Raw genomic sequence first — 24,048 nt, 5'->3', positions numbered from 1 at the left:
CCATAGGCTTGATCCGGGCGTTGAGAACCGAACAAATGACTGCCAACAGAAAAAGGAATGTGGCGGCTATAGGCACCTATCGGCAACCGCCTTTTTCAGCGCAACCTAAAGTCTAATTACGACCCCTATACGCCCGGTATTCGACCCCTATACGCCCGGTATTCGCCAGCCGACGGCCAGCAGCCGATTCGCCGATCTTGGTGCGATGTTTCTTTGTCCCCATTGCCCCTCATTGCCCCTACGAGCGCACTCCGGCCACAAAACGGCACTTTATACGCTGCCAGTGTGGCCAGTAACAACTGAGGATCACACCACCGAGCACGACCAGTCCGCCGAACAGGGCGTAGGTTCCCGTCTTTTCACCAAGGAACAGAAACACCCAGAGTGGATTCAGAACAGGCTCCAGCGTGCCGATCAGGTTTGCTTCCAAAGCGGGGATATGTTTGATTCCGATGGTAAAAAATACGAATGCTAGCCCAATTTGAAACAAGCCTAGATAGGCGATGATCGACCAACTGGTCACTGTCCCGGTTTCCTGGAAGATGAATGGAATCCCGACGACGGCTGTCGCAAGGCTGGCGATGAGAGCGCTATCGGCGGGTGAGTCATCTTTTTGTGCGCGAAAGGAAACGATCATGATGGCGGAGGTCAGTCCGCTCAAGACGGCCAGGATGTTTCCGAAGAGACCGTCTGTGTTGAGTTTGTCGCCAAAGAACAGAAACATCCCAAGGAAGATGACACCCATCGAAACCCAGTCTGTGCGGCTGGGCTTTTCGCGCAGGCACCAGTATCCCAGCAGGACGACATAAATCGGTGCGGTGTATTGTAGGAAGATCGCGTTGGCGGCGGTGGTCAGCTTGGTGGACGTGACGAACAGGAACTGGGTCAATATGGAGCCAACCGCAGCCAGCACCATCCAACGCGTCCATTTCTTGGGAAGACGTCGCAGGTAAACGAGAAAGACTACGCTCGCAAAAATACTGCGTCCGCCCAAAATTGCCATCGCTCCCCAGTTTAGGGACTTGACCAATACTCCGCTGGTGCTCCACAAGATGGCGGCAAGCGCCAGAAAAAGAACCGCCTTGCGGCGTTCCGAAATCGAATCCATTTGACCTCACATTCACTATCATTCCTTTAAGAAATCGCTTTTCGTCAACCCCCGGTTGGCCTCGACCCACACGGGCCAAAAACATGCCGAAACCGGTCTGGATCAGCGATGTCATGGGGGAAGAATCGCAGAAACCGGTGGAAACGTCAATTCCACCGCCAAACAGCGTCTTTGTGGCATTTCGGACAGAGGAGCGAATCGGATTCCCAGACCTTCTTGATGAGTTCGCGCCATTTCTTGGACGGGATGCGGCGCGGTTTGTGTTCGGAAACGTCAATCACATTTCATTGACCGTTGGATTCGCGTTCCGGTATGCTGTGAACACATGAGGTTAGGAGTGCGTTGCCATGGGTGTCACACGGGTTTTTCTGGGATGGGACCGGCCGCTGTGCGAGACGGTTCCGGAGTGGCTGCTGGCCCCTGGGGCGCCGGGCCTGATTGACCTGCGTGGGACGGTTGTCGGAATGCCGACGCGCCAGTCGAGCTGGCGTCTGCGCGCGGCGCTGCCGCTGGCCGCCCATGACCGGTATGGCGCTTCGCTGCTGGCGCCGGAGATCGTAACCGCATCTGTTCTGATCGCCCCGCCCCCGCGTCCAGGACGTGCCTCCGATCTCCAGTCTTTGCTGGCGTGGCGCCGCGTCTTGCTGGCCGCGCCGGCCGGCGATCTCGATGCCTTCCTGGGCGGGCAGCGTCCGGCCTCGGGTTCCTGGGCGCTTCAAATCGCGCGGCGTCTGACCGTCCTTCGCCGCGAGCTGGCCGATGGCGCGCTTACAATCGGTGAGGTCGCCGCTCGCGGCGAGGCGCTGATGGAGCCGGAGCGCTGGCAGGCCCTGGCGGAACTGGAACGGCGCTACCTCGACGGTCTCGCGTCGTGGAACCTGCGTGATTCCCTGGCCGAACAGATCGCCCACGCCCGCGCCGGAAGGCTCGCGCCCGACGTGCAGCGGGTCGTCCTCGCCGCCGTGCCTGATCCGCCGCGTCTACTGCTCACGCTGCTGCAAGCATGGGCCGACAACGGCGGCACAGTCGTGGTGCTGGTGGCGGCGCCGCCGAAAGAAGCCGACGCATTCGATCAGTGGGGCCGTCCCCTCCCGGACGCCTGGGACCATCGGGACATCGCCCTCGACGACCGGGACATCATCTTGGCGGCCAATCCCGAAGATCAGGCGGCCTGCATCGCGGGACTGCTGAAGGAAAGCCTGGTTGGCTGTTTTTCTGATCACACGGGCACACGCCCGGCTCTGGCCATCGGTGTCCCCGACCGTGAGACCGTTGCTCCGGTTCAGCGCGAACTCGCGGCGCTCGGCTTGCCGGCATTTGATCCGCAGAATCATCCGCTTGCCGACACGCCCCTCTTTCGTCTCGTGCAGGCGCTGCTGGCCTGGCGCGAGCGTCCCGATTACGCCGAGACTGCCGCTCTTTTGCGTCATCCCGACGTGTTGGCCGCCCTCCCCGATCCCGACGATGTCTTGCGCGAGCTGGATGGCCTCCAGGCGGAACGCCTGCCCGTCACCTTCGCCGACCTGCGTCGCGCCGTGCGGCACCCGGCGGGCGATGCTGCCGGTCATCCGCACGCGCGCCAGCCTGAACATCTCGCCGCCGCGCTGGACCGCATTGAGGCCTGGTCGGGGCTGCACGACGAATCCCCCCTCTCCGAAAGCCTGCGCAACGCGATGCAAGGGATCTATGCGAAGCGCATGCTCCACCCCGAACAGGCGGCAGACACCGCCTTCCAGCAGTCCGGGGAGGCGCTCGATCAGGCGCTGCGCGAGCTGGCCGATGCCGAGACTGCGGGACAGGCTGGCGCGGACGCCGCCACAGTTCTGCTGGCGCGATTGCAGGATGCGACGATTAAGTCGGAACGCGCTGGCGAGCCGCTGGATCTCGAGGGCTGGCTGGAGCTGGCTTGGAACCCGGCGCCGGTGCTCTGTGTGGCGGGCATGAACGAAGGCTTCGTTCCCGATGGCCATGTCGGCGACCTGTTTCTTCCCGATGCGCTGCGGCGGCAACTGGGACTGCGTGATGACCGGCTGCGCGTCGCGCGAGACGCCTATGTGCTGGCCGCGCTGTGCGCCCAGCGATCTGACCCCTCCGCCACGCCGCTTCCGCGGGTCGTGCTGCTGGTCGGCAAGCGGGCGATGGCAGGCGATCCGTTGCGGCCGTCGCGCCTCCTGTTCCGCTGCCCGGATGACGTGCTGGTGCGGCGCGCGCGCAATCTATTCCGTGACCCGCCGCCTGTCCGCACCGCCGCAGCCCACGCGGTAAGCTTCATGCTGAACCCGGCGCGCGTCTCCCCGGCCTGCCTGACCCAGCGGCTGCCTGGCCGCATCAGCCCCACGGCGTTCCGCGATTATCTGCAGTGTCCGTTGCGGTTTTACTTGAAGCGCGTCCTCCGAATGGAATCGCAGGATGATCGCGCCCGCGAACCCGACGCCCGCGGATTCGGCAACCTCTGCCATGCGGTTGTCGAGGCCATGGCCCGCGATCCGGGCCGCATTTGGGCCTGCGGCGACGCGTCCCGGTTGTCCGAGTGGCTCGCGCGCCAGCTCGCTACCGCAGCGGCTGCTCAATACGGCGATCGGCCATGGCTGGGTGTGAGACTGGCCACGGAGACCGCCACACGCCGCTTGCGCGCCTTCGCCGAGCAACAGGTCGCGTGGCATGCGGCTGGCTGGGAGATTATTGAATGCGAGACTGACCGTTATCACACGACGCTGGATGGTGTCGTGATCGGCGGCCGTATGGATCGCATCGACCGTCATCGCGACGGCGCGATCTGCGTGCTGGACTACAAGACGGCGGATCAGGCGGAGTCGCCGGCTAACAGCCATCTGGGGTCCGCTGGCGACGACGTGACGGTCCCGGAGGCGCTGCTATCGCGGGAGTTTGTCGGGAGCCTGGGGCGCAGCGGCGGACCCGGGGGCAGCACCCCGGCCAAGGCCAAACGCTGGACCGATTTGCAGTTGCCGATGTACCGTGAAATGCTGCGCGCCACGCAGAGAGCCGATGTGCGCGTCGGCTACATCATCCTGCCCGCCGCGCGGGGCGAAACAGCTTTCGCCGTCTGGGACGATTACAGCGACGCGCTGCACGGCCATGCGCTTGCCTGTGCCGCCGCCGTGATCCGCCGCATCCGCGATGGCGTCTTCTGGCCTCCCGCCGCCCGGACGCCGCGCTACGACGACTTCAGCACCCTCCTGCTGGGCGATGCCGAAAGGACGATCCTGCCGCCACCCAACCCGTGGACGCTGCGCGATGCGGCCAAGCCGCCGGTTGCGCCTGCCGACCTCACGGGGAGGGCCGTCTGATGAACGTGTTCAGCAATTGCGCCATTTCCGCTTCGGCGGGCACCGGAAAAACCTGGGCGCTCGCCCATCGTTACCTCGCGCTCCTGGCCGCCGGCGTGCCACCCGACCGCATCTGCGCGCTCACGTTCTCGCGCAAGGCCGCCGGCGAAATCTTTGATACCATCGTCGCACGCCTCTGTCTTTCGGCTGTCGACAGTCGCGAGCGCGACAGGACGGCCGAGGGCATCGTCCGGCAGATGCCGGGAACCTCCGCTTCTGCTCAGGCCCAGGACTACGTCGCCCTGCTGCGCACGTTGCTGAACCAATCGCACCGCCTCCGCATCGGCACGCTGGACAGCTTCATCCTCGGCGTGGCGCGGTCTTTTCCCCTCGAGTTGGGGCTGCCCCCCGATCTCCGCCCCATGGACAACAACGGCGGCGAGGCCAAGGCCCTTCAGCAGGCGATTTTGACGCGGCTTTACGATCCCCGGCAACGCGAGCGCGACGGCGCGGGCGACCGATCAAGCGAAGCGCTTTTGGATGCCTGCCGCCAGGCTGCCTTCGGGAGGGAGGGCAAAGGGCTGTCGCGGCTCTTGGAAGGTGCGATCGGGAATGGCCACGATTTCTATCGCCAGCACGGCACCAAGACGTGGGGGGACGCTGATCGCATCTGGCCGACGGCTCGCTGGTGGGAGGCGGACGCAGAGGATGCGCGTGCCGAGGCCGCCGACCCCGCGTATCTGGAGCGGCTGCGACAGGCGTTCGGCGGCGAGGCGCGCGCCCGCCAGTTGGGGGAGGCCTGCGCCAAGATCGCGGCTGCGGCGGCCGCTCACGCACCCGACCGGCCGTGGCCGGAGACGATCAGCGACACAGTGCTGCGTTCGCTTCTCGCCGACATCGGCAACGTTGCGGTCATCCCGACGATCCTCTATTACAAGAAGGCCCATGCGCTACCGCCCAACCTCTGGCCGCCGCTGCGTGCCGCACTGGCCCATCTGGTGGGCGTGGAGATGCGGCGCAGTCTGCACAAGACGGCGGGACTGCGTGCGCTGCTCGAACGCTACGACGCGCTCTACCGCGAGGCCCAGCGCCACGATGGACGCCTCTCGTTCACCGATTTCGCGCTCCGGCTCGGCGAGCCGGCTCACCAGCCAAGCCTGTATCCAGACGCCGACAGACTCTACATTGATTACCGGCTCGACGGCCAGCTCGACCACTGGCTGCTGGACGAGTTTCAGGACACCAGCGACATCCAATGGCGCGCAATCGCGAATCTCGCCGACGAGGTGGTCCAAGATTCGGAACAGCGGCGCTCATTCTTTTATGTCGGCGACATCAAGCAGTCCATCTACGGCTGGCGCGGTGGCAACTACCGGCTGTTTGGTCAGGTCAGCGCGGACTGCAATATCCCGCGTGGCGCACCGCTCGTGGAATGCCACCGGTCGCTGCCGGCGATTATCGCCACGCTCAATGCGGTGTTTGATGGGCTTGGCGAGTGGATCCCGCGCGCGGGCCGCGACCGGGGTCCGCATCCCTCAGCCGTGAGCGCTTTTCTGAAAGAATGGCAGCGGCATGTGAGCGCGAGACGCGGCGAGGGCGAGGGTTTTGTCGCGCTGCTGGAATACGCGCCGAAGGTCCCGGACGCGCGCGCGGCGTCCGACACCGGCGGGGACGGCGCGACAGACGATGACGACGGCGATCCGGCGCAGTATGAGGCGATCGCTGCGGTTTTGGCGGAGGTGCAGCCGGTTCGGCGGGGGCTTTCTGCGGCGGTGCTGGTGCGCGGCAACTCGCAGGGCCGTGCCTGCGCAGATGTGTTGCGACGCAAGCTGGCAGGCGTGCCCGTGGTCCATGAGGGAACGGGCGGGATACTGGACAATCCGGTGGTGACACTGCTGCTCGCGCTCGTCCGCTACGCCGCCCACCCGGCGGACACCCTCGCGATGCGGCACCTGCAGATGAGTCCCCTGGCTGAGGCCGCCGGTGACGCCGACTGGCTGACCGGACTGTCCGGCCGATTTTTCGCGCAGGTGCAGGAGATCGGATTTTCCGGCGCGATCCGCCTCTGGGGCGAGCGGCTCACGGATGTCCAGGCGCTGCGCCCCGATGATGCCTTCGGACGGCAACGGCTCAGCGAGCTGCTGGCCGCAGCGGAGGCTTTCGATGCCACCGGTTCACGCGATCCGGACGCCTTCTGCGACCACATCCGCGCCCACCAGGTCAAATCCGAATCCGCCGCAGGGGCGATCCGCGTGATGACCATCCACCAATCCAAGGGGCTCGGCTTTGACGTCGTGCTCGTGCCGTTCGACCCGCGCGCCAGGGGTTTTTGCGACACAGCCGGCATCGGCCTGCTTCGCAGTGATTGCGGGAGGGACACGTCCGATGCGGACGGCTGGGTGCTGCAGCCGCCGAAACGGCTGGCGCTGGAGGCGGCGGGTGGCGCGGCGGTTGCCGCGCTCGATGCGGCGCGAGCCGAAGAGAACTTCGCGCAACTGTGCGTGCTTTACGTCGCGCTCACCCGCGCCAAGCGGGCGATGTATTTGTTCGTTCCCCCGGTCGCTGAAAAAGCCTCGACCCCGCGCGAGGCCGACATTCTGCGCGAGCGCCTATGCGATGGCACGGCGGGCGAGGCTCCGCTGCACGGCCTGGCCGTGCTCCACACGACGGGCAACCGGGCATGGGTTGCGGAGATTCCATCCGTCACGCCAGGCGACGCCGCCGGACCCACGGGCGCGCGTGCGCCGCGGCCGCTCGCCGTGACGTTCGTCAAGGAGGCCGCACGCCGCGAGCCGTCCAAGGAGCGGGACGAGGGGCGGTCCTTCCCGGCCCGCCACGTGTTTGATCGCGAGGCCTCCGACGTGCGCGCCTTCGGCTCGGCCATTCACCGCATCTTCGAGCGGATTGCGTGGATCGAGGATGTCGACCTCAATGCCGTCATTGCTGATTGGCGAGCGGAGTCTCCGGAATCGGAGTTTTTGCTCCGGGATGTTGAGACGCAATTCCGCAACTGCCTCGCATCCCCCGAGGTGCGCGCCCTGCTCGCGCGTCCGGCGGGCGTCGCGCAGGCCGATGTCTGGCGTGAGACCCCCTTCGACACCGTGTGCGAGGGCTCGAACGGACGCGAAATCGTCACCGGCCGCTTTGATCGGCTGGTCATCGCGCGCGATCCTTTCAACCAGCCTGTGTCCGCCTGGGTCGTGGACTTCAAGAGCAACCGCGTGGCCGATGTGAGGGAGATGGCCGCCGCCGCCGCAGGGTACAAGACGCAGATGCAGGACTATGCCGCAGCGGCGGCGCGACTGCTCGGGCTGCCTGCAGGGGCGGTGCGCGCGCGGCTGCTCTTCACCCGCCTCGGGAAGGTTTACGGCTGAGTGGCCGAATAGTCGAGCCACGCGCCGAACAGCGTCTCAGCGTTGCGGGTGGTGAGATTGGCCAGGACGGCGGGTTCAATCGTCCGCTGACGCGCCACGCAGGCGGCGACATGCGGAACAAACGCCGGTTCGTTGGGCTGGCCGCGCAACGGCACGGGTGTGAGGTAGGGGCTGTCGGTCTCGATGAGCATCCGGTCGGCGGGAACGTAGGCAGACAACTCGCGCAGATCCTCGGCGTTGCGAAACGTCACGATGCCGCTGAAGCTGATGTAAAGGCCTCGGTCGAGCAATTGTCTCGCAAACGCCTTTCCGCCGGTAAAACAATGCACCACGCCGAGTCGGCCCTGAGCCGCGAGCGCAGCCGATCCGGCCTCATCAAGCACGGCCAGCGTGTCTTCGTCGGCCTCGCGGGTGTGAATGATAATCGGCAGCGTGCGACGCGCGGCGAGGTCAAGCATCCGAGCGAACAGCGCAAGCTGGGCTAAACGGGTGGCGGCATCGTGGTGATAGTCGAGTCCCGCCTCTCCGATGGCGCAAAGCGTCACCGCAGCCAGGCTGGATTCAAAGGCGTTTACGCCATCCGCCGACACCTCGGTCTGGCTGCGATCCAGTCCGAGCGCCAGCCGGACATGGTTCGGTGCGGCCTGAACTGCGGCCTCCGCGCCCGCGTTCAGGTCCGGGTTTCCGCCGACCGCCAGGATACGCGTCACGCCCGCCGCAACGGCGCGCGCCACGATCTTCGCGGCATCTTCGCCGCCCCAGTGCGCGTGCGTGTCGGTATAAGAGGGGAGTACCCGAGACAGAGAGGATATCATGTTTAGCAGGGACCTCTCGCAGCGGCCGGCAGCGGGCACAGCCCGACTGCCGGCAATGAAGTCCTACTGACCGGGCGACCACTCTTCGGTCACCGGGCGTTTGGGCGCAACGACCGCCACGGGCGTCCGGACCGCCTCGTGCTTGGGCGGTGTCGGATGCGGCCGTTTCACGGGCGGGGGCGTGTGAACCGGCGCAACAGCATGCCGCGCAGGCTCAACGGCAACGTCGGGAGACGGGGTCACGGAAGCAACCGGCTTTTTGACAGGATGCGGGTGTTCCGGATGGGCGGGCGCCGAATGGTCCGATGCCCGATGCGTCACCACCGGATGGGCTGGTGTCGGATGCGAAATCTGTTCTTCGCGGTGATGCGGCTCCTGACGCGGCGGCCGGTGCTGGCTTCGGATCTCGGGAATCGGTTGGAGCAGCGTCTCCTCCGGCATGGTGCACTTCAGCGGTTCGCCAATGAATTTCTCGATTTCGGGGATGATAAACGATTCATCCTCATCCGCAAACGAGATCGCCGTGCCTGTATGACCGGCCCGTCCGGTGCGGCCGATGCGGTGGACATAGTCGTCGGCCTCATACGGGAAGTCGAAGTTGACCACAAACCGGATGTCGTCGACATGCAACCCGCGCCCGGCGACATCGGTGGCCACCACGACTCGGATTTTTCCGGCCTTGAAGTCTTCAAGCACGCGCAATCGGCGGTTCTGCTGCACATCGCCGCTCAGCATTTCGCACGGGATGCCCAGGCGGTTCAACGACTCGGCCACGCGCTCGGTGCTGCTGCGCCGATTGCAAAACACCAGCACCCGCTGATCCGCATGGGTCTTGAGCACGTTATACAGCACCGTGAACTTCTCGCTCGCCCGGACGATGTAAACGACCTGGTTAATCGTGTCAATCGTCATGGACTCGGACTCGATCTCCACGCGCACCGGTTCGGTCATCCACTGAGCAGCCAGCCGCATCACGTCGTCGTTGAGGGTGGCGCTGTACAACATCGTGCAGCGGCGTTCCTTCGGGGGTAGACGGAAGATGATCCGCTTGACATCGGGGATGAAGCCCATGTCGAGCATGCGATCGGCCTCGTCGATCACCAGCGTATCGACACCCGACAGGTCAACCACCTTGCCGCTGACGAAATCGAGCAGTCGCCCCGGTGTGGCGACCAACAGATCAACCGGACCGGCCTGAAGCTCGGTGCGCTGGCGGTCATAGTCCATGCCACCGTAGATCGCGAGGTAGCGAAGGCCGCAGTACTTGCCCAGCGCGTCGGCGTCCTGGCAGATCTGGATCACCAGCTCGCGCGTCGGCGCGATCACCAGCGCCCGCGGCCGCCCGGGGTCGGCATTGCGGGCATCGGGGGTGCGCATGTAGCGGGTCAGCAGCGCCACCAGAAACGCGGCGGTCTTGCCCGTTCCCGTCTGGGCCTTGCCCGCCACGTTCTTGCCCGCGAGGGCGTATTCGAGGCTCATCGACTGGATCGGCGTGCAGTACTGAAACTTCAAATCAGCAACGGCATGCAGGATCTCGGCCGGCAGGTCGAAATCCTGAAACCGCTTCTTTCCTTCGACGACCGGAACGACGTATTGATCCAGCGACCAGACGGCGTGCGTCTCACGGCGGCGGGTCGTTTCGGCCTCGTTCACCGCGCCGCCCGGACGGACCGACGAGGGATCGGATCGGCCGCTGCGAGGGGGGGGCGGACGCCCGCCCGGCGAGTGCCGATCGGTGCGCGAGCCGCGTTCGGAATGAGCCGACCTCTCTGAGCGCGCCGGCCGTTGCGGCCTGGCGGCGTCACGGTGCGGCGCGTGGCCTGCGGATCCCGGCGCAACCGCGCGCTCGGGCGGCGGCGGACGTTCCGGGCGGGACGTCCGCGCGCCGGGGCGGCCGGTTGGCGGCGGGATTGGCCGGTCGCGCGGAGCGGCTGCCGGCCTGCGCGGACCAGCAGGTACGCCACGTCCACCGGGATGGGCGGGTCGGACAGGCTTGACCGGCCTCTCGGGTGTTTGAACCGTGGTCGAGCGGCCCAATAGTTTGGCCGCAATCTTCTTAATGAGTTGTAAAGGCATAATGTGACAACCTCTCGTCCGGACGCTCCCAAGTGAGTCCGGAGACCGTTAAAAAAAATGCGGGCAACGTCGGCAAGACGATGCCCGCAGATCTTGTAAACGCCGAAACGGAACGCGTTTTAACGCTTCGAGAACTGGAAGCGCTTGCGGGCGCCGGGCTGACCGGGCTTTTTGCGTTCCTTCATGCGCGCGTCGCGAGTCAGGCATCCCGCTTTTTTCAGCGCGTCACGCAGCGAGACGTCGGACAGGATCAGCGCGCGCGATAACGCATGGCGCACCGCACCCGCCTGACCGCTAACCCCGCCGCCCTTGACGCTGACGCCGAGATCTAACTTACCCTTCATATTGGTGATCACCAACGGCTGCAGCATGTAATTACGCAATGCCTCGCTGGGGATGTATTTAACGGAATCAACATCATTGATGACACATTTTCCGTCACCGGATGTCAGTCGGACGCGCGCGACGGCGGTCTTCCGGCGTCCCGTGGCGGCAGCAATTTCCTTGACCATGACAAAACCTCCCTCTTAATTCAGACCGTTTTAGAATTTGAAAGCTTCGGGCTTTTGAGCCGCATGGGGGTGCTCTTCGCCGCGATAGACCTTCAGACGGGTCAGGACGCCCCGGCACAGGTGGTTCTTGGGCATCATGCCCCAGACCGCCTCGGTGATCATCCGGTCGGGGTGGCGCTCGCGCATCGTCGCTGCGGGGATTTCCTTCAACCCATCGCGCCAGCCGCTGTAACGCTGATAGATCTTGGTGTCGTCCTTCTTGCCGGTCAATACGACCTTTTCGGCGTTGATGACGATCACAAAATCGCCGATATCCACGCTGGGGTCGAAGTCCGGCCGGTTCTTGCCACGCAACGTGTTGGCAATCGCCACGGCCAGACGGCCAAGCGGCTTGTCTGCCGCGTCGACCAGGAGCCAACGACGGTTGGTGCCCGCGTCTTGAGGTTTGGTTGTCTTGGTGCTCATTCGTAACCCTTTGCGGCGAAAAGCGCATCACGCAGTGATGTGCGATCCAGCCTTCCGCCAGCATTGTTGTACGGAAAATAGGCAGTTTGTAAGCGGCGCACCCGCGCCGTTTTTTTGTCCGCCTGTCATTCAGTTCACCTTCCGCAGCCGCAAGCCGTGAAAAGTGGATGTGTACTTTAGCGGAAAACGGAGCGGTCAGCAAGCGTAAAAACTGGCCGCGCAGCCATTCACAGGATCGGGGCTATTTCGATTATGGAGTAACCCTCATCAGAACGGCCATTCACAACACGCCCCAGCGGTGAGAATTGCGGCCTTGCGCAGAGGGGCCCTTTTTCGCTATTGTACGGCCATGAAAGTCCTTGTTGTCGGGGGGGGCGGCCGTGAACACGCCTTGGTTTGGAAGATTGCGCAGGATTCAAGAAAACCGGTTATGTATTGCGCGCCTGGCAATGCCGGAACCGCCTCCTTGGCGACCAACCTGCCGATCGCGGCGGAGGACGTGCCGGGGCTGGTCGCCTGGGCGCGCGAGCATCGGCCGGACCTGACCGTTGTCGGCCCGGAAGTCCCGCTTTGCGCCGGCCTGGTCGACGAGCTCGAAGCGATCGGGCTGCGCGCGTTCGGTCCCAGCCGGGCTGCAGCCCGCATGGAGGGCAGCAAACGTTTTTCCAAGGAGGTGATGATCGCGGCGGGTGTGCCGACCGCCCGGGCCCGATGCTTCACCTCGGCCGATGCCGCCTGTGACGCGCTCGGCGCCTTTGGCCTTCCCGTGGTGATCAAGGCCGATGGGCTGGCGGCGGGCAAAGGTGTGGTCATCGCCCAGACCCGTGACGAGGCGGTCGTGGCCATCCGTTCGATGCTGGTTGATAATGCGTTCGGCATCGCTGGCACCGAGGTGCTGATTGAGGAATATCTGGAAGGCGAGGAGGCGTCGATTCTGGCCTGTGTCGATGGCGAGCACATCGCGCTTCTTCCGTCTTCCCAGGATCACAAGCGGGTGTTTGACGCCGACCAGGGGCCCAACACCGGTGGCATGGGCGCCTACTCCCCGGCCCCGGTTGTGACCGACGATCTTCTGCCGTTGATCCGCTCCACCGTCATCGAACCGATCATCGCCGAGCTCCGCAAACGGGGCATTGTGTACAAAGGCATTCTCTACGCCGGGCTGATGGTGGGGGCCTACGGCATCCGGGTGCTCGAATTCAACGTTCGCTTTGGCGATCCCGAGACCGAGGTCATTCTGCCGCGGCTGGCCGACGACATTCTCCCTCTTTTCGAAGCCTGCATTGACGGCACGCTCGACGCATCGATGGTGCGGGTCATCGCCGATCCCGCCGTCACGGTGATCCTGGCTGCGGGCGGCTACCCGGGTCCTTATGCGAAGGGCATCCCCATCCAGGGTCTGGACGCCGCTGCGGCGTGCGACCGGGTCGTGGTGTTCCACGCGGGCACCGCCGTCCAGTCGGGCCAGGCCGTCACCGCAGGGGGGCGCGTGCTGGCCGTGACGGCGACCGGCCCGGACCTCCGCGCCGCCGTTGCCAACGCCTATGCTGGCGTGCGCGCCATTCGATTTGAGGGCGCTCATTACCGCGCCGACATCGCACACCGGGCGCTCGAGCGCGGCTAACCCCATGTCTATCTCATGCCGCGCGATCCGCGCGGTATCCCATTTTGACACTCCCGACCCCTTCCGATACCCTTCCCACATGGCGCGGTGCATTACGCATCCTGACCGCCTAAGCGGGTGGGCCGGTTTGAGGGATATCGAGATTGAAGAAGATCGTCTGGACGCGATGCAGAATCTCGAATAGAAAGAAAGAAAATAGGAGTGCGTCCACAAAGCGGTATGATGTATAGTCATACCGTCATTCAAAGGAGGTGTTTATGGCAGTAGCAAAGATAGCAATCACACTTGATCAGGACATTCTGGGCGAACTTGATCGTCTCGTGCGACGGCACTAACACGTCAAGCACAGCGAGCTGGATTTCCGTTGACTCTTGAAATCAGCAGTTGTTCGACATGAAGATAAAATGAAGAATAGAGCATCCATTTTGGGTTTCCTCCTGCCAAGCGCACTGTGCGTGTCGCTCGTGCTCAGCTTGAAGCATCAGTTGAATGAGACAACATCGGGAGAGGTCGCGGCAGGGCTCATTTTTGGCGGAATGATCATGGTCATGGCACTATTTGCCCTCTCCTGCATACCCAATCTGATTTGCACACTCGTCGCAACTCGACGGAAAGAGAAATTGTGGAAACTATCGGCATTTGGAATCCCGCTCTGTGGTGTCCTCACCACCGTGACAGTGATACTTGTGAAATGAGACTGTCGAACCAGAAAATGCACGTTCCAAAGAGGGCGCGCCAACTTCGGATACGATCAACAAGAGAATGGCTGCGGTGCTTTCGATTGGTATTGACCAGCCCCGGCCGACCCGTGATAATGACGACTCTTTTTATACCTAGGAGGAGTGCGCATGATTCTCATCAACGAGCATTACGGCAAATTACAGGCATCTTACCTTTTTTCCGACATCGCCCGGCGCGTCAAGGCCTATCAGGCCGAGCATCCGGACAAGCCGGTGATCCGTCTGGGAATCGGCGACGTCACCGAGCCGCTGCCTCCGGCCTGTGTCGCCGCCCTGCATCAGGCGGTTGACGAGATGGCGTCGGCGACGACCTTCCGGGGGTACGGCCCCGAACAGGGCTACGACTTTTTGCGCGAAGTGATCGCCCGAAATGACTTCCAGTCGCGCGGGGCCGACATCGCGGCCGACGAAGTGTTTGTGAGCGACGGCGCCAAATGCGACACAGCCAACATTCAGGAGCTGTTCGGGACGAAACTCCGCATCGCTATTCCCGATCCGGTCTATCCCGTTTATGTTGACACCAACGTGATGGCCGGGCGTACCGGAAGAAGCGTCAAGGGGCGTTACAAGAGTTTAATCTACCTTCCCTGCACCGAGGCGAACGGGTTCGTGCCAGACCTTCCCGCCGAATCCGTCGATCTGATCTATCTTTGTTTTCCAAACAACCCGACGGGCGCAACGGCGACCCGCGAACAGCTCATCCGCTGGGTGGAGTATGCCCGCGAGAACCGGGCGCTGATCCTCTTTGACGCCGCCTACGAGGCGTTCATCCGTGATCCCGCCATCCCTCACAGCATTTATGAGATTCCCGGGGCGCGTGACTGCGCCATTGAGTTTCGCAGCTTTTCCAAGACGGCGGGCTTCACCGGCACCCGCTGCGCGTTTACCGTCGTACCCAAGACGGTTATGGGCTACACCAAGGCCGGCGAGGCCACGCCCCTCCATCCGCTGTGGAACCGTCGCCACACCACCAAGTTCAATGGCGTGGCCTACCCGATCCAGCGTGCGGCCGAGGCCGTCTACTCCGAGGATGGACGGAAGCAAACGCGGGCGCTGACCGACTTCTATCTGGGTAATGCCGCCATCATCCGAGAGAACCTCGCCGGCCTGGGCTACTCCGTGACCGGCGGCGTCAACGCCCCCTACGTCTGGATTCCGACGGGGCAGAAAGACTCCTGGAAATTCTTCGACCGCCTGCTCAACCGCGCGCAAGTCGTCACCACGCCCGGATCGGGTTTCGGCCGCTGCGGCGAAGGTTACATCCGCATCAGCGCCTTTAACAGTCGCGCGCATGTCGAGGAGGCGATGCGGCGCATCCGGAACATCCTGTGACTCACTCCTGTTGCACGCCGACGCGGTAGAAACGGGCCGGGCCTTCGAGCGGGCGGGTGTCGTGAATTTCGGTGATTCCGCCCACCTCGCCCCAGATGTTCGACACGAACGGGGTGAACCGAGGCGATCCGGCCAGATTCGTGCAGCTTTCGACCCAATACCGTTTTCCGGTGACGCTCTGCCAGCGGACGCGGAATCCCCCCGGCTCAGGTTCAGGCGTTATGCCCTCCAGTTGCAGGAGCGAGCGGGCGTTGGTTGGCACGGTGTCGGCGAACCACTCCTGCCAATTCGTGAAGCCGTCGCCGTCGCTGTCGGCAAAGTCAACCGAGCCGTTCCGCGCCAGGCCGAACGTGTCAAGCCACGCAAGAGGAATCACGCTGACCCGGGGCCCGGACACCTGATCCACCCATCCGCAATCTTGACCCACGGGATCGACATCCGAGCCATCCTTGACATAACGCCATTTGAGCGTGTGTGACCCGCCGGTCAGATACACGCTTTTGGGCAGCCAGCCTGTCTCACCCGATATCCGGTCGGTCAGGATGTCGTCCAGATAAAACTCGAGCCAATCCCAGTTGGATTCCGAAGAGACCCGCCACGCGAAGGCGATCTCGCCCGGTCCCTCAACCCGCGTCTGCATCCACGTGGTCTCGCGATGGCCGAGGCGGCCGCTTTGCGCGGCGTCCTCGCCGTCGTGCGTCACAGCCGTCTGGCCCAGCCAGTCGGCCGCGCCACCGGACGTCCACGCCAGCGCCGCATGGTCCAGCGCCTCCCGCAAGGGGATCGCCTGGACGACGTCGAACACCCCGCTGTCCCCCGAACGGCCAAGATCGACGTCAGCGCGCAGGAAAGCGCCTGCGGTGGATTGAAGCACCGTCAGATCCCCGCGCCACACGCCGTTGACAAAAATGCCCGTGTTAGCCGGCGTGATGGCTACGGGAGAACGACAGGTCAGCCGGATCGTGGGCACACGGTTCGTGACGGAGCCGGCGGGCCAGGCTCCAGACCAGTCGAGCGGGTCTGCATATTGACTATCGGTGCGATAAAAAAGACTCCGGTTTGAGGTCACGGTTGCAGCCCAGCAGAATCCGTCGGCCGTCCAGGAGGTGTTGTTGAAGGAGAAGTCGACCAGGAGGTTGTCGGTGCCGTTGTAAAGGAAGGGCGTTGTGAAAACAAACTCAACCCATCCAGTGGCCGAGATCGTGATGTTCGTCTGGAGGGCAACGACCCAGTCGGCGGACTCCCACTCGTTTTCACCGTAGGCGCTCAGCGCCGTGTGCTTCAACCGGATGGTCCAGCCGTTCAACGCCTGAGCCGGAATCTGGGTCACGCGCAGGGACAGCCCGGTCATCAACGCGGCTCCGCCCACCTCGCTCCGTAAATAGATCACCTGCGTGCGGGCGTCCTGAAAGTACGTCGAACAGGGATAGTTCCAGTCAGTGGTGTTGGGCACCACCGCGCGTGACGAAGCGACCGGGGAGAAAACATACAGGGGTGCCGGTCCGCCATAATCGGTCAGTGTGCCGCCGGTTGCGTCCCGGGCCGTGACGCAGACCCCAAAGGCTGTCCCGACGTATTGCGTGGGCGCGATCGCGTCCCACTCCAGATGATCCAGCACCCGGTCCTGAACCGTCAGCCGCGTCTCCCGCCGCTGTACGGTCATCGAGGTGAGATTGCTGAAGGTCACGCGATCGGTGAAGACCCCGGGATCGAGCTGTCCAGCCTGCGCATTCGCCGCCACGGTTACCGACATCCCCTGGCCTGCGGCGAGCACGCCGCTGGCGGGCGAAATCGTGATCCAGGGCTGGCCGTGGGCCGCTGTCCATGACAGGCTCATCGATCCCGCATTGGTCAGGGCGAAGACGCTGTTGGACGAACTGAACGGCCCGCCCGCATAGCCGCTGGAGACGAAGGCCCCCGACGGTTGGATCCTCAGATTATCCGGGAGAATGACCTGCGTGACCGGAACAGTCGTTACCGGCGCATGCGGATCGCTGCTGGCGATGCGGACCACACCCTCGTACGTGCCGATCGGCAGGCTGCCCGCGTCAACGGACACGGCGATGTCGGCAAACGCGCCGGGCGCGATGGGCGGGATGGAGACCGGGGCCACACGCAGCCAGCCGGGCGTCGCCGCGACCGCCGAGCCGAGCCGCATCACGCCACCCGCGACGCAAAGGCCTGGCAGCGTCTTGTCCGACGTCGCGATCAAGACATCCTGGATCTGCCGACCGGTGTACCCGCTGTTGATCGACCACAGCAGGGCACAGGCTCCGGAGACATGGGGCGCCGCCATCGAGGTGCCGTTCATCATGACATAGCCCCCTCCGCGTTGGCAGCTCAGGATGCCGGACCCGGGCGCGGCCAGATCAACGGAGGTCTCCCCGAAGTTTGAGAACACCGACATCTCGCCGCGGGCCGTCACGGAGAGGACGGAGATGATATTGTCCGATGTATAACTGGCTGGATACATCGGGAAGGCGTCGTTGTTGTTCGAGTAGTTATTTCCGGCCGCCGCAATGAAAAGCACCCCGGCCGCGCCTGCCGCATCAATCGCATCCTTGAGCGGCTGTTCGTAGGGACCGCCGCCCCATGAATTGTTCAGCACCCGCGCGCCATGCGCCACCGCATATTCGATGCACTGGATGACGTCTTCCGTATTACCGGAACCGGAAGCCGACAAGAATTTCAGCGCCATGAGCTTCACGTTCCAGCAGACACCCGCCACGCCGACGCCGTTGTTGCCCACCGCGCCGATCGTGCCGGCGACATGCGTGCCATGTTTATGGTCATCCAGCGGATCGCCGCTGCCCGTGATGGCGTTGATGCCGTGGACATCGTCCACATAGCCGTTGTCGTCGTCATCGACGCCATTGCCGGGTATTTCACCGGGGTTGCGCCACATGTTGGCCGCCAGATCCTCATGGGTGTAGTCGATGCCGGTGTCGATGACCGCGACAATCACGGCATCACCGCCAACGGATTTCTCCCACGCCTCAGGCGCATCGATGTCGACATTCGGCGAGCCGCCCGTGGTCTGCCCCGTGTTGTGCAGGCCCCACAAACTGGAGAAAGAGGGATCATTCGGCGTGCGGAGTGTTCTTTTGACATAGTTGGGCTGGGCATAGCGAATTCCCGGCGTCTGATTCAGACGGATCAGCGCCGTCTGCATGTCCAGATTTTTGGGGAGCTTCACGAGCGTCAGACCGGGTACAAGCTTGAATTCCCTCGCAACCGTGCCGCCGCCAACCGCCGCCAACGCCTGTACCCGCTGCGTTCCGGTCTTGACTGCTGAATCGAAGCGAACCAGCACCTCCCCGCTGCTATACTCGGCGTCCTTGGGCAGGATCGTAAAATCAGGTTTGATTGCCGATTGCGCGCGGACCGTTGCGACAGACCGCGTCGTTTCCGAAACACTGAGCGTCACATCGAGAGGGGTCGTCGCTCCGGGCGCAGGGGCGATCCGCAACACACGCTCCGTCATCTGCCCCAACCCATTATTGACCCAGATCGCGACGGGGTCCACGTGAATCTGAGGCGTTGGATTATCCGCTCGCACAACCGCCGCGCACACGAAACCCGCAATCCCCGCTAAAGCCTTTACGCTCATCACGACAACCTGTTATTCGATCTCGAAGTCAACGGTCACGCGCGGATAATCTCGCAAGAAGCGGGCGGTCAGGCCGTTGATCTGGCCGACCGCGCGCCCGGCGGCTTCGGCCGACCGGTCGAGGATCGCACTGCCCGATGATCTCACCAGCCGGACACGGGCAATCACCCCGCCAGCGCCGAACGTCAACTCGATTTGGGCGGGCCGGGGGCCAGCGTCGCCGCGTGATGGACGCACCCACGCTTCGTAGAGCGCGCGCTTGACCAGCAGGAAACACCGCTGCACCTCGTCTTGAGGGATCACATTCTCCTCGCCAGGCCGCGCGCCGAGGACCAGCATCCGCGCGATCTCCTCCGCACTCAACGTCGGCTGGCGCGTCAGTTTCACAGGCTGAAGCCTCGGCCCCGGTGTCGGACGCACCACCCGCTCGCCCTTGATAAACGGGCTGCTCGGCGATTTGGCCGGCGTTTGATCGGGCTCGGGCTTCACGACCGGTTTGACGTCCGGCTTCACGACCGGTTTGACGTCCGGCTTGACAACGGGAACGACCGCATCTACGGGCGGCGGGTCCGGCTGCGGCTTGGGCGGATCCGGCTGCGGCTTGGGTGGTTCCGGCTGCGGCTTGGGCGGGTCTGGTTGCGGCTTGGGCGGATCCGGCTGCGGCTTGGGCGGGGTTTTATCCGGCTTCTGGGTCGCTGCCTCCTGCGACTGCTCGATCACGACGGTAAACTCGATCGGAATCTCCACCGGCTTGCGTTTGATCCAGCCCGCGCAGAGCGAGAGCACAACGGCCAAGATCAGCACAACCCCGTGTCCGGTCAACGAGGTTCTAATCGCCCGATTGTAAATACCACTCATGATGACCTTCAGTCGGCCTGTGTGACCAGAGCCATTCGCGTAATCTTGAGTTTATACAACACCTTCATCACCCCGACAACCTTGCCATAGTCCAGTTTCTCGTCCCCACGGATTAGGACGGCGACAGCGGGATCTTTCAGCGCGGCTTCGCGCAACCCGTCTTCGAGCTGTTCGATGGAAACCGGCCGATTATTCAGGTGGATTGCGCCGGTGGCGTTCAGGGTCACGTTCTGCGATTTTTTATCCGACAGCTTGTCTGCTTTGCCCATCGGGAGCTTCACTTGGATGCTGTTTTCCATGAGGGGCAGCGTGATGAGAAACGTGATCAGCAGCAGAAACGTCAGATCAATCAGCGGCGTCATATTGACATCGCTGATGCGTTGCGGGATTTCCCGCTGGCGCCTTTTCTTCCACCGCAGCGGCATGGGTCAATCCCCCTTGCCTTGAAATTCGCACGCGATTCGCCCGGTCAGTTCGTCCACAAAACCCTCCATCTCGATGACCGAGCGCCGCACCGTGCCCTGCAGCATGTTGTACCCCACGCCCGAGGGGATGGCCACCAGCAGGCCAACCACCGTGGTGAGCATCGCAGAGGAGAGCGCGGGCGCCATTTCCGAGAGCTGCACCGCTCCCTTGAGGCCCATCACCTGAAAGGCGTCGAGAACGCCCCAGACCGTCCCCAGCAGGCCGACCAACGGTGCGGCCGTCGTGGCGGTCGCCAGCGCGCTCATGCCCCGCTCGGCCCGCACGACCTGTTCCGCCAGCGTGTGCTCGGCCGTGCCACACAGCAGCTCGATCTCCTTGCCCGTCAGCGCCGCATTCTCTTTGGCCGCCACCCGGCCGATCAGCGCAGACCGTGTTTCGCGATCAAACAGCTTGATCAGCCGCTCGCAGGTCCGCTGGTAGATCACGTCGAGCGGCGTCTGATCCTGGCGCCGGGCCTGCTCCAGATACAGGTCGATCACGTCGCGCCCGCGCACGAACGCCTGCAGGAAGCGCCGACCGCCAGCCTCCATCATGCGCAGTTCGCGCCCTTTCCCAACCATGATCGCCCAGACGAAGATCGACCCGATCAATTGGATGATCACGATCACCTGTCCCATCAGGCTCGACATCCAGAACGCGCCCCACAAACTCGCCAGCGGCAACGTCGGCGCAATACCGTCCATCATATCCAAACCTCCCCAGAACACGATTCGTTAAGCGATTGGATTGTACGCCAGGACGGGGAAAATATCCAAGCAAATCGTAATTCCAAAAGTAATCGATTGCAACCTCCGATCTTGAGGCCGACGGGGCGGCGTGCTACACTGCTCGAAATGGATCGGTGGCTTTTGTGAAAGGAGCAGGATTGTGGCTTACACTAAGATTCGAATTCCGGACGGGGGCGAGGCGATTACCATGGGCGAGGGCGGATCACTGCGGGTGCCCGACCGCCCGATCATCCCGTTCATTGAGGGGGACGGCACGGGCGCCGACATCACTCGCGCCGCGATGATTGCGTGGAACGCCGCTGTTGCGGCGGCTTACCGCGGCGCGCGTGCCGTCGCTTGGATGGAGATTTACGCGGGTGAGAAGGCCAACGACGTGTACGGGCCGAACACCTGGCTCCCCCCCGAGACGCTGCAGGCGTGCCGCGAGTTCCTCGTTTCGATCAAGGGGCCGCTGACCACCCCCGTCGGCGGCGGCATCCGGTCGCTCAATGTCGCCCTGCGCCAGGAACTGGACCTCTACGTCTGCCTGAGGCCCGTACGCTGGTTCAAGGGGGTCCCCTCGCCGGTGAAACGGCCCGAGCTGACCGACATGGTGATTTTCCGAGAGAATACCGAGGACATCTACGCCGGCGTCGAGTGGATGGCCGGCACGGAGTCCGCCCAGAAGGTGATTCGCTTCCTGTGCGACGAGATGGGGGTGAAGAAGATCCGCTTTCCCGACACGTCATCGATCGGCATCAAGCCGGTTTCGACCGAGGGGACGGAACGGCTCGTCCGGGCGGCGATCGCTTATGCCATTGCCAATGACCGCACATCGGTGACGCTGGTTCACAAGGGCAACATCATGAAATTCACCGAGGGTGGATTTCGCGACTGGGGCTACGCGCTGGCGCAGCGCGAGTTCGGCGCAACGCCGGTTAACGGCGGCCCGTGGCTTCGCTTCACCAACCCCCGCACAGGGCGCGAGATCGTGGTCAAGGACTGCATCGCCGACGCCTTCCTGCAGCAGATCCTCACACGGCCGGCGGAGTACGACGTGATCGCCACGCTTAACCTCAACGGCGACTATATCTCAGACGCGCTCGCCGCTTGCGTCGGCGGCATCGGCATTGCCCCCGGAGGTAACATCAACTACCAGACGGGCGTGGCCGTCTTCGAGGCTACCCACGGCACGGCGCCGAAATACGCCAATTTGGACAAGGTCAATCCCGGTTCGCTCATCCTGTCGGGTGAAATGATGTTCCGCTACATGGGCTGGACCGAGGCGGCCGACAAGCTGATCACGGCCATGGACCGGGTGATCGCGGCCAAGACCGTGACCTACGATTTCGCCCGCCTCATGGACGGCGCGACAGAAGTCTCGTGCAGCGCCTTCGGCCGCGAGCTCGCGGCGGCGATGGATTGATCCTGTCAATCGGCAACGGGTGTGACCGGCTCGTTCAGAATCTTGCCGGCGGCCGTTTGTTGCAGGGCATTGCGGAGGCGGATGTGGGCGGCCTGGAGGAGAACGGATGCCTCCTCGGAGCCGCGCTGCGTGGCGATGCAGTCGAAGAAACGGCCGTAGGCTTCGGCGATTTGCCGGAACGTCTCATCGCGCCCGATGGCGGCCGTATCCATCTGCTGGCGCTTGCGCGCGGCCGCGCGGCGCGCCCAGGGCTCGTCGGCCACCGCAGCCAGCTCTTCGGGCGTCAATCCCCGCCAACTCTGCGCAACCGGGGCGGCGACGTCGACCGGAAACACGCGGAGTTGATTGCCGAATCGGCGCAGCGCTCCAGGGGGGGTCACGCCGGGAATCAGGACCGCCCGGCCGCCGGCGAGCATCCAAACGTCCCAGCCTCGCTCGCAGGCCCGGGCGTCGCCCGACGGATCGAGCACCCGCAGCGCCTGTTCGGCCTGCCAGACTCCGCCCGTCGCCAGCGGCATGAGCATGGCGCGGAATCGGTCACCCGGCGCGCCCTCACCGGCGAGGTGGCTGGCCAGTGCGCCAGCGAGGGCTGGATCGCGTCCGGCGATGGAATCGGCTGCAAGCAAGTCCACGAGCCAAGGCAGCCGCCCCCCCGACCACATCCGGTAAACCTGCTCGAAATCGCGCAACCGCGTCTCGCGAACCTGCCGCCGCGCCAAGCCGCGCAACAGCCATGCGGGCGGCTCCGTGGCAGCCTTCCGTTGATCGCCTAATGCGTCCGCCATCCAGACACGCACAAACGCCCGTGTGAGCGTATATCGAAACTCATCAAGATCGACCCGATCCGGATCGGGCACGTCTATCCGTTCTCGGATCTTGCCGAGGGGGTCGAGGACGCGCGCGAGCGTCGCCCCGGTCTCGCCGCTGGCGTTGCCGATGAAGATGAAGATCGTCCGGTTCTGCGAACCGAAGCGGATCCCTGTCGTGCGCATAAAGTCGGCACGAACCTCGCTTGCAAACGTCAGCACCGGCATTCGGTAATCGGCTGTCTCGGCCGCCGCGCCCACCATCAGCGTCCCGTCGTGGGCGTGGATCGGCGCAGCCGGGAGCCTCGGGCGCCGGGCCGGCGCGTGTGTGGGCTCACCTCGCGCGGCGGCTGCGGCCAGCCCCGCCGCCACGGCGGCCGTGCACAGAAGCCTCTGTAACGGGACAGTCATGTGCGTGTTGCCTGTTTCATTTCAGCTTTCAGCTTTCAGCTTTCTCCTCACCGGTACCACACCCGCCAGAGGAAGAGTCCTTGGGGGACGGCGGATGGGACGCGGGCGGTGCGGGACGCGCGGGTGGCGAGGAGCGCGCTCACGGCTTCGGGGATTTCGGACCCCGCGCCGACGCGGAGGAGGAACCCGACCATGCTGCGGACCTGCTTGTACAGGAAGCCGTTACCGCAGACGCGGAAGGTGATCGCGTGGCCGCGCGCGGTGACGGTGAAGGCGAAAATTTCGCGGACCGTGCTTTCGACCTCGCGATTGGGATTGGCCGTGAACGAGGCGAAATCATGTTTTCCGATGAAGGCGCGGGCGGCGTCACGCATCCGAGCCACGTCGAGCGGGTAGGGGACATGCGCTGCG

The 24,048-nt window shown here is 64.0% G+C and carries 17 protein-coding genes; 6 read left to right on the top strand and 11 right to left on the bottom strand.

Annotated features, from left to right (window positions below; genetic code table 11):
- Positions 1-238 precede the first annotated feature (238 nt).
- Entirely contained in the window at positions 239-1,108 is an 870-nt protein-coding gene (locus tag FJ222_07095) for an EamA/RhaT family transporter (GenBank protein MBM4164190.1), read from the bottom strand.
- A gap of 347 nt (positions 1,109-1,455) precedes the next feature.
- Between FJ222_07095 and FJ222_07090 the strand changes: the two genes are divergently transcribed.
- Together FJ222_07090 and FJ222_07085 are read left to right on the top strand one after the other, a co-directional pair.
- Complete coding sequence (locus tag FJ222_07090; GenBank protein MBM4164189.1) at positions 1,456-4,416, top strand: hypothetical protein; 2,961 nt, start codon at positions 1,456-1,458, stop codon at positions 4,414-4,416.
- Positions 4,416-7,769: a hypothetical protein gene (locus FJ222_07085; protein MBM4164188.1), complete on the top strand. Its 3,354-nt coding sequence runs from the start codon at positions 4,416-4,418 to the stop codon at positions 7,767-7,769. Before FJ222_07090 ends, FJ222_07085 begins: the two co-directional genes overlap by 1 nt.
- On the opposite strand, the gene FJ222_07080 is transcribed toward FJ222_07085, so the two are convergent.
- From FJ222_07080 to rplM, 4 genes are all read right to left on the bottom strand, one after another.
- The gene (locus FJ222_07080) at positions 7,760-8,584 is read right to left on the bottom strand and encodes a TatD family deoxyribonuclease (GenBank protein MBM4164187.1); all 825 of its coding nucleotides are present in this window, start codon (positions 8,582-8,584) and stop codon (positions 7,760-7,762) included. The two genes, FJ222_07085 and FJ222_07080, sit on opposite strands and share 10 nt — an antisense overlap.
- 63 nt (positions 8,585-8,647) lie before the next feature.
- Positions 8,648-10,660, bottom strand: a complete 2,013-nt coding sequence (locus tag FJ222_07075; protein ID MBM4164186.1) for a DEAD/DEAH box helicase — start codon at positions 10,658-10,660, stop codon at positions 8,648-8,650.
- Between the two features lie 119 nt (positions 10,661-10,779).
- On the bottom strand, positions 10,780-11,172 hold the full coding sequence (rpsI, locus tag FJ222_07070) for a 30S ribosomal protein S9 (GenBank protein ID MBM4164185.1): 393 nt from the start codon (positions 11,170-11,172) through the stop codon (positions 10,780-10,782).
- 30 nt (positions 11,173-11,202) lie between these two features.
- Entirely contained in the window at positions 11,203-11,637 is a 435-nt protein-coding gene (gene rplM, locus FJ222_07065; protein ID MBM4164184.1) for a 50S ribosomal protein L13, read from the bottom strand.
- Between the two features lie 349 nt (positions 11,638-11,986).
- On the opposite strand from rplM, the gene purD reads away from it, so the two are divergent.
- A complete protein-coding gene (purD, locus tag FJ222_07060) occupies positions 11,987-13,261 on the top strand; it encodes a phosphoribosylamine--glycine ligase (GenBank protein MBM4164183.1) in 1,275 nt (424 codons plus the stop codon).
- Positions 13,262-14,109: 848 nt separating this feature from the next.
- Positions 14,110-15,333 carry an LL-diaminopimelate aminotransferase gene (locus FJ222_07055; protein MBM4164182.1) on the top strand — a complete coding sequence of 408 codons (1,224 nt, stop codon included), beginning with the start codon at positions 14,110-14,112 and terminating at the stop codon, positions 15,331-15,333.
- Position 15,334: 1 nt separating this feature from the next.
- Here the strand turns inward: FJ222_07055 and FJ222_07050 are convergent, their stop codons facing one another.
- Positions 15,335-18,943 carry a hypothetical protein gene (locus tag FJ222_07050; protein ID MBM4164181.1) on the bottom strand — a complete coding sequence of 1,203 codons (3,609 nt, stop codon included), beginning with the start codon at positions 18,941-18,943 and terminating at the stop codon, positions 15,335-15,337.
- Between the two features lie 12 nt (positions 18,944-18,955).
- On the bottom strand, positions 18,956-19,456 hold the full coding sequence (locus FJ222_07045) for a TonB C-terminal domain-containing protein (GenBank protein MBM4164180.1): 501 nt from the start codon (positions 19,454-19,456) through the stop codon (positions 18,956-18,958).
- Between FJ222_07045 and FJ222_07040 the strand changes: the two genes are divergently transcribed.
- Positions 19,440-19,790 carry a hypothetical protein gene (locus FJ222_07040; GenBank protein MBM4164179.1) on the top strand — a complete coding sequence of 117 codons (351 nt, stop codon included), beginning with the start codon at positions 19,440-19,442 and terminating at the stop codon, positions 19,788-19,790. The two genes, FJ222_07045 and FJ222_07040, sit on opposite strands and share 17 nt — an antisense overlap.
- A gap of 19 nt (positions 19,791-19,809) precedes the next feature.
- Here FJ222_07040 and FJ222_07035 read toward each other — a convergent pair whose 3' ends face one another.
- Both FJ222_07035 and FJ222_07030 read right to left on the bottom strand, forming a co-directional pair.
- Positions 19,810-20,226: a biopolymer transporter ExbD gene (locus FJ222_07035; GenBank protein MBM4164178.1), complete on the bottom strand. Its 417-nt coding sequence runs from the start codon at positions 20,224-20,226 to the stop codon at positions 19,810-19,812.
- A 3-nt stretch (positions 20,227-20,229) separates the two neighbouring features.
- Positions 20,230-20,973: a hypothetical protein gene (locus FJ222_07030; GenBank protein MBM4164177.1), complete on the bottom strand. Its 744-nt coding sequence runs from the start codon at positions 20,971-20,973 to the stop codon at positions 20,230-20,232.
- Between the two features lie 181 nt (positions 20,974-21,154).
- Between FJ222_07030 and FJ222_07025 the strand changes: the two genes are divergently transcribed.
- A complete protein-coding gene (locus FJ222_07025; GenBank protein MBM4164176.1) occupies positions 21,155-22,420 on the top strand; it encodes an NADP-dependent isocitrate dehydrogenase in 1,266 nt (421 codons plus the stop codon).
- 5 nt (positions 22,421-22,425) lie between these two features.
- On the opposite strand, the gene FJ222_07020 is transcribed toward FJ222_07025, so the two are convergent.
- Both FJ222_07020 and FJ222_07015 read right to left on the bottom strand, forming a co-directional pair.
- Complete coding sequence (locus FJ222_07020; GenBank protein ID MBM4164175.1) at positions 22,426-23,637, bottom strand: hypothetical protein; 1,212 nt, start codon at positions 23,635-23,637, stop codon at positions 22,426-22,428.
- Positions 23,638-23,684: 47 nt separating this feature from the next.
- The coding region (locus FJ222_07015) for a tRNA pseudouridine(38-40) synthase TruA (GenBank protein MBM4164174.1) at positions 23,685-24,048 on the bottom strand (364 nt) is incomplete at its 5' end.

It is taken from the genome of Lentisphaerota bacterium (assembly GCA_016873675.1).
Taxonomy (GTDB): domain Bacteria; phylum Verrucomicrobiota; class Kiritimatiellia; order RFP12; family JAAYNR01; genus VGWG01.
This window is presented reverse-complemented; position numbering and strand designations above follow the sequence as displayed.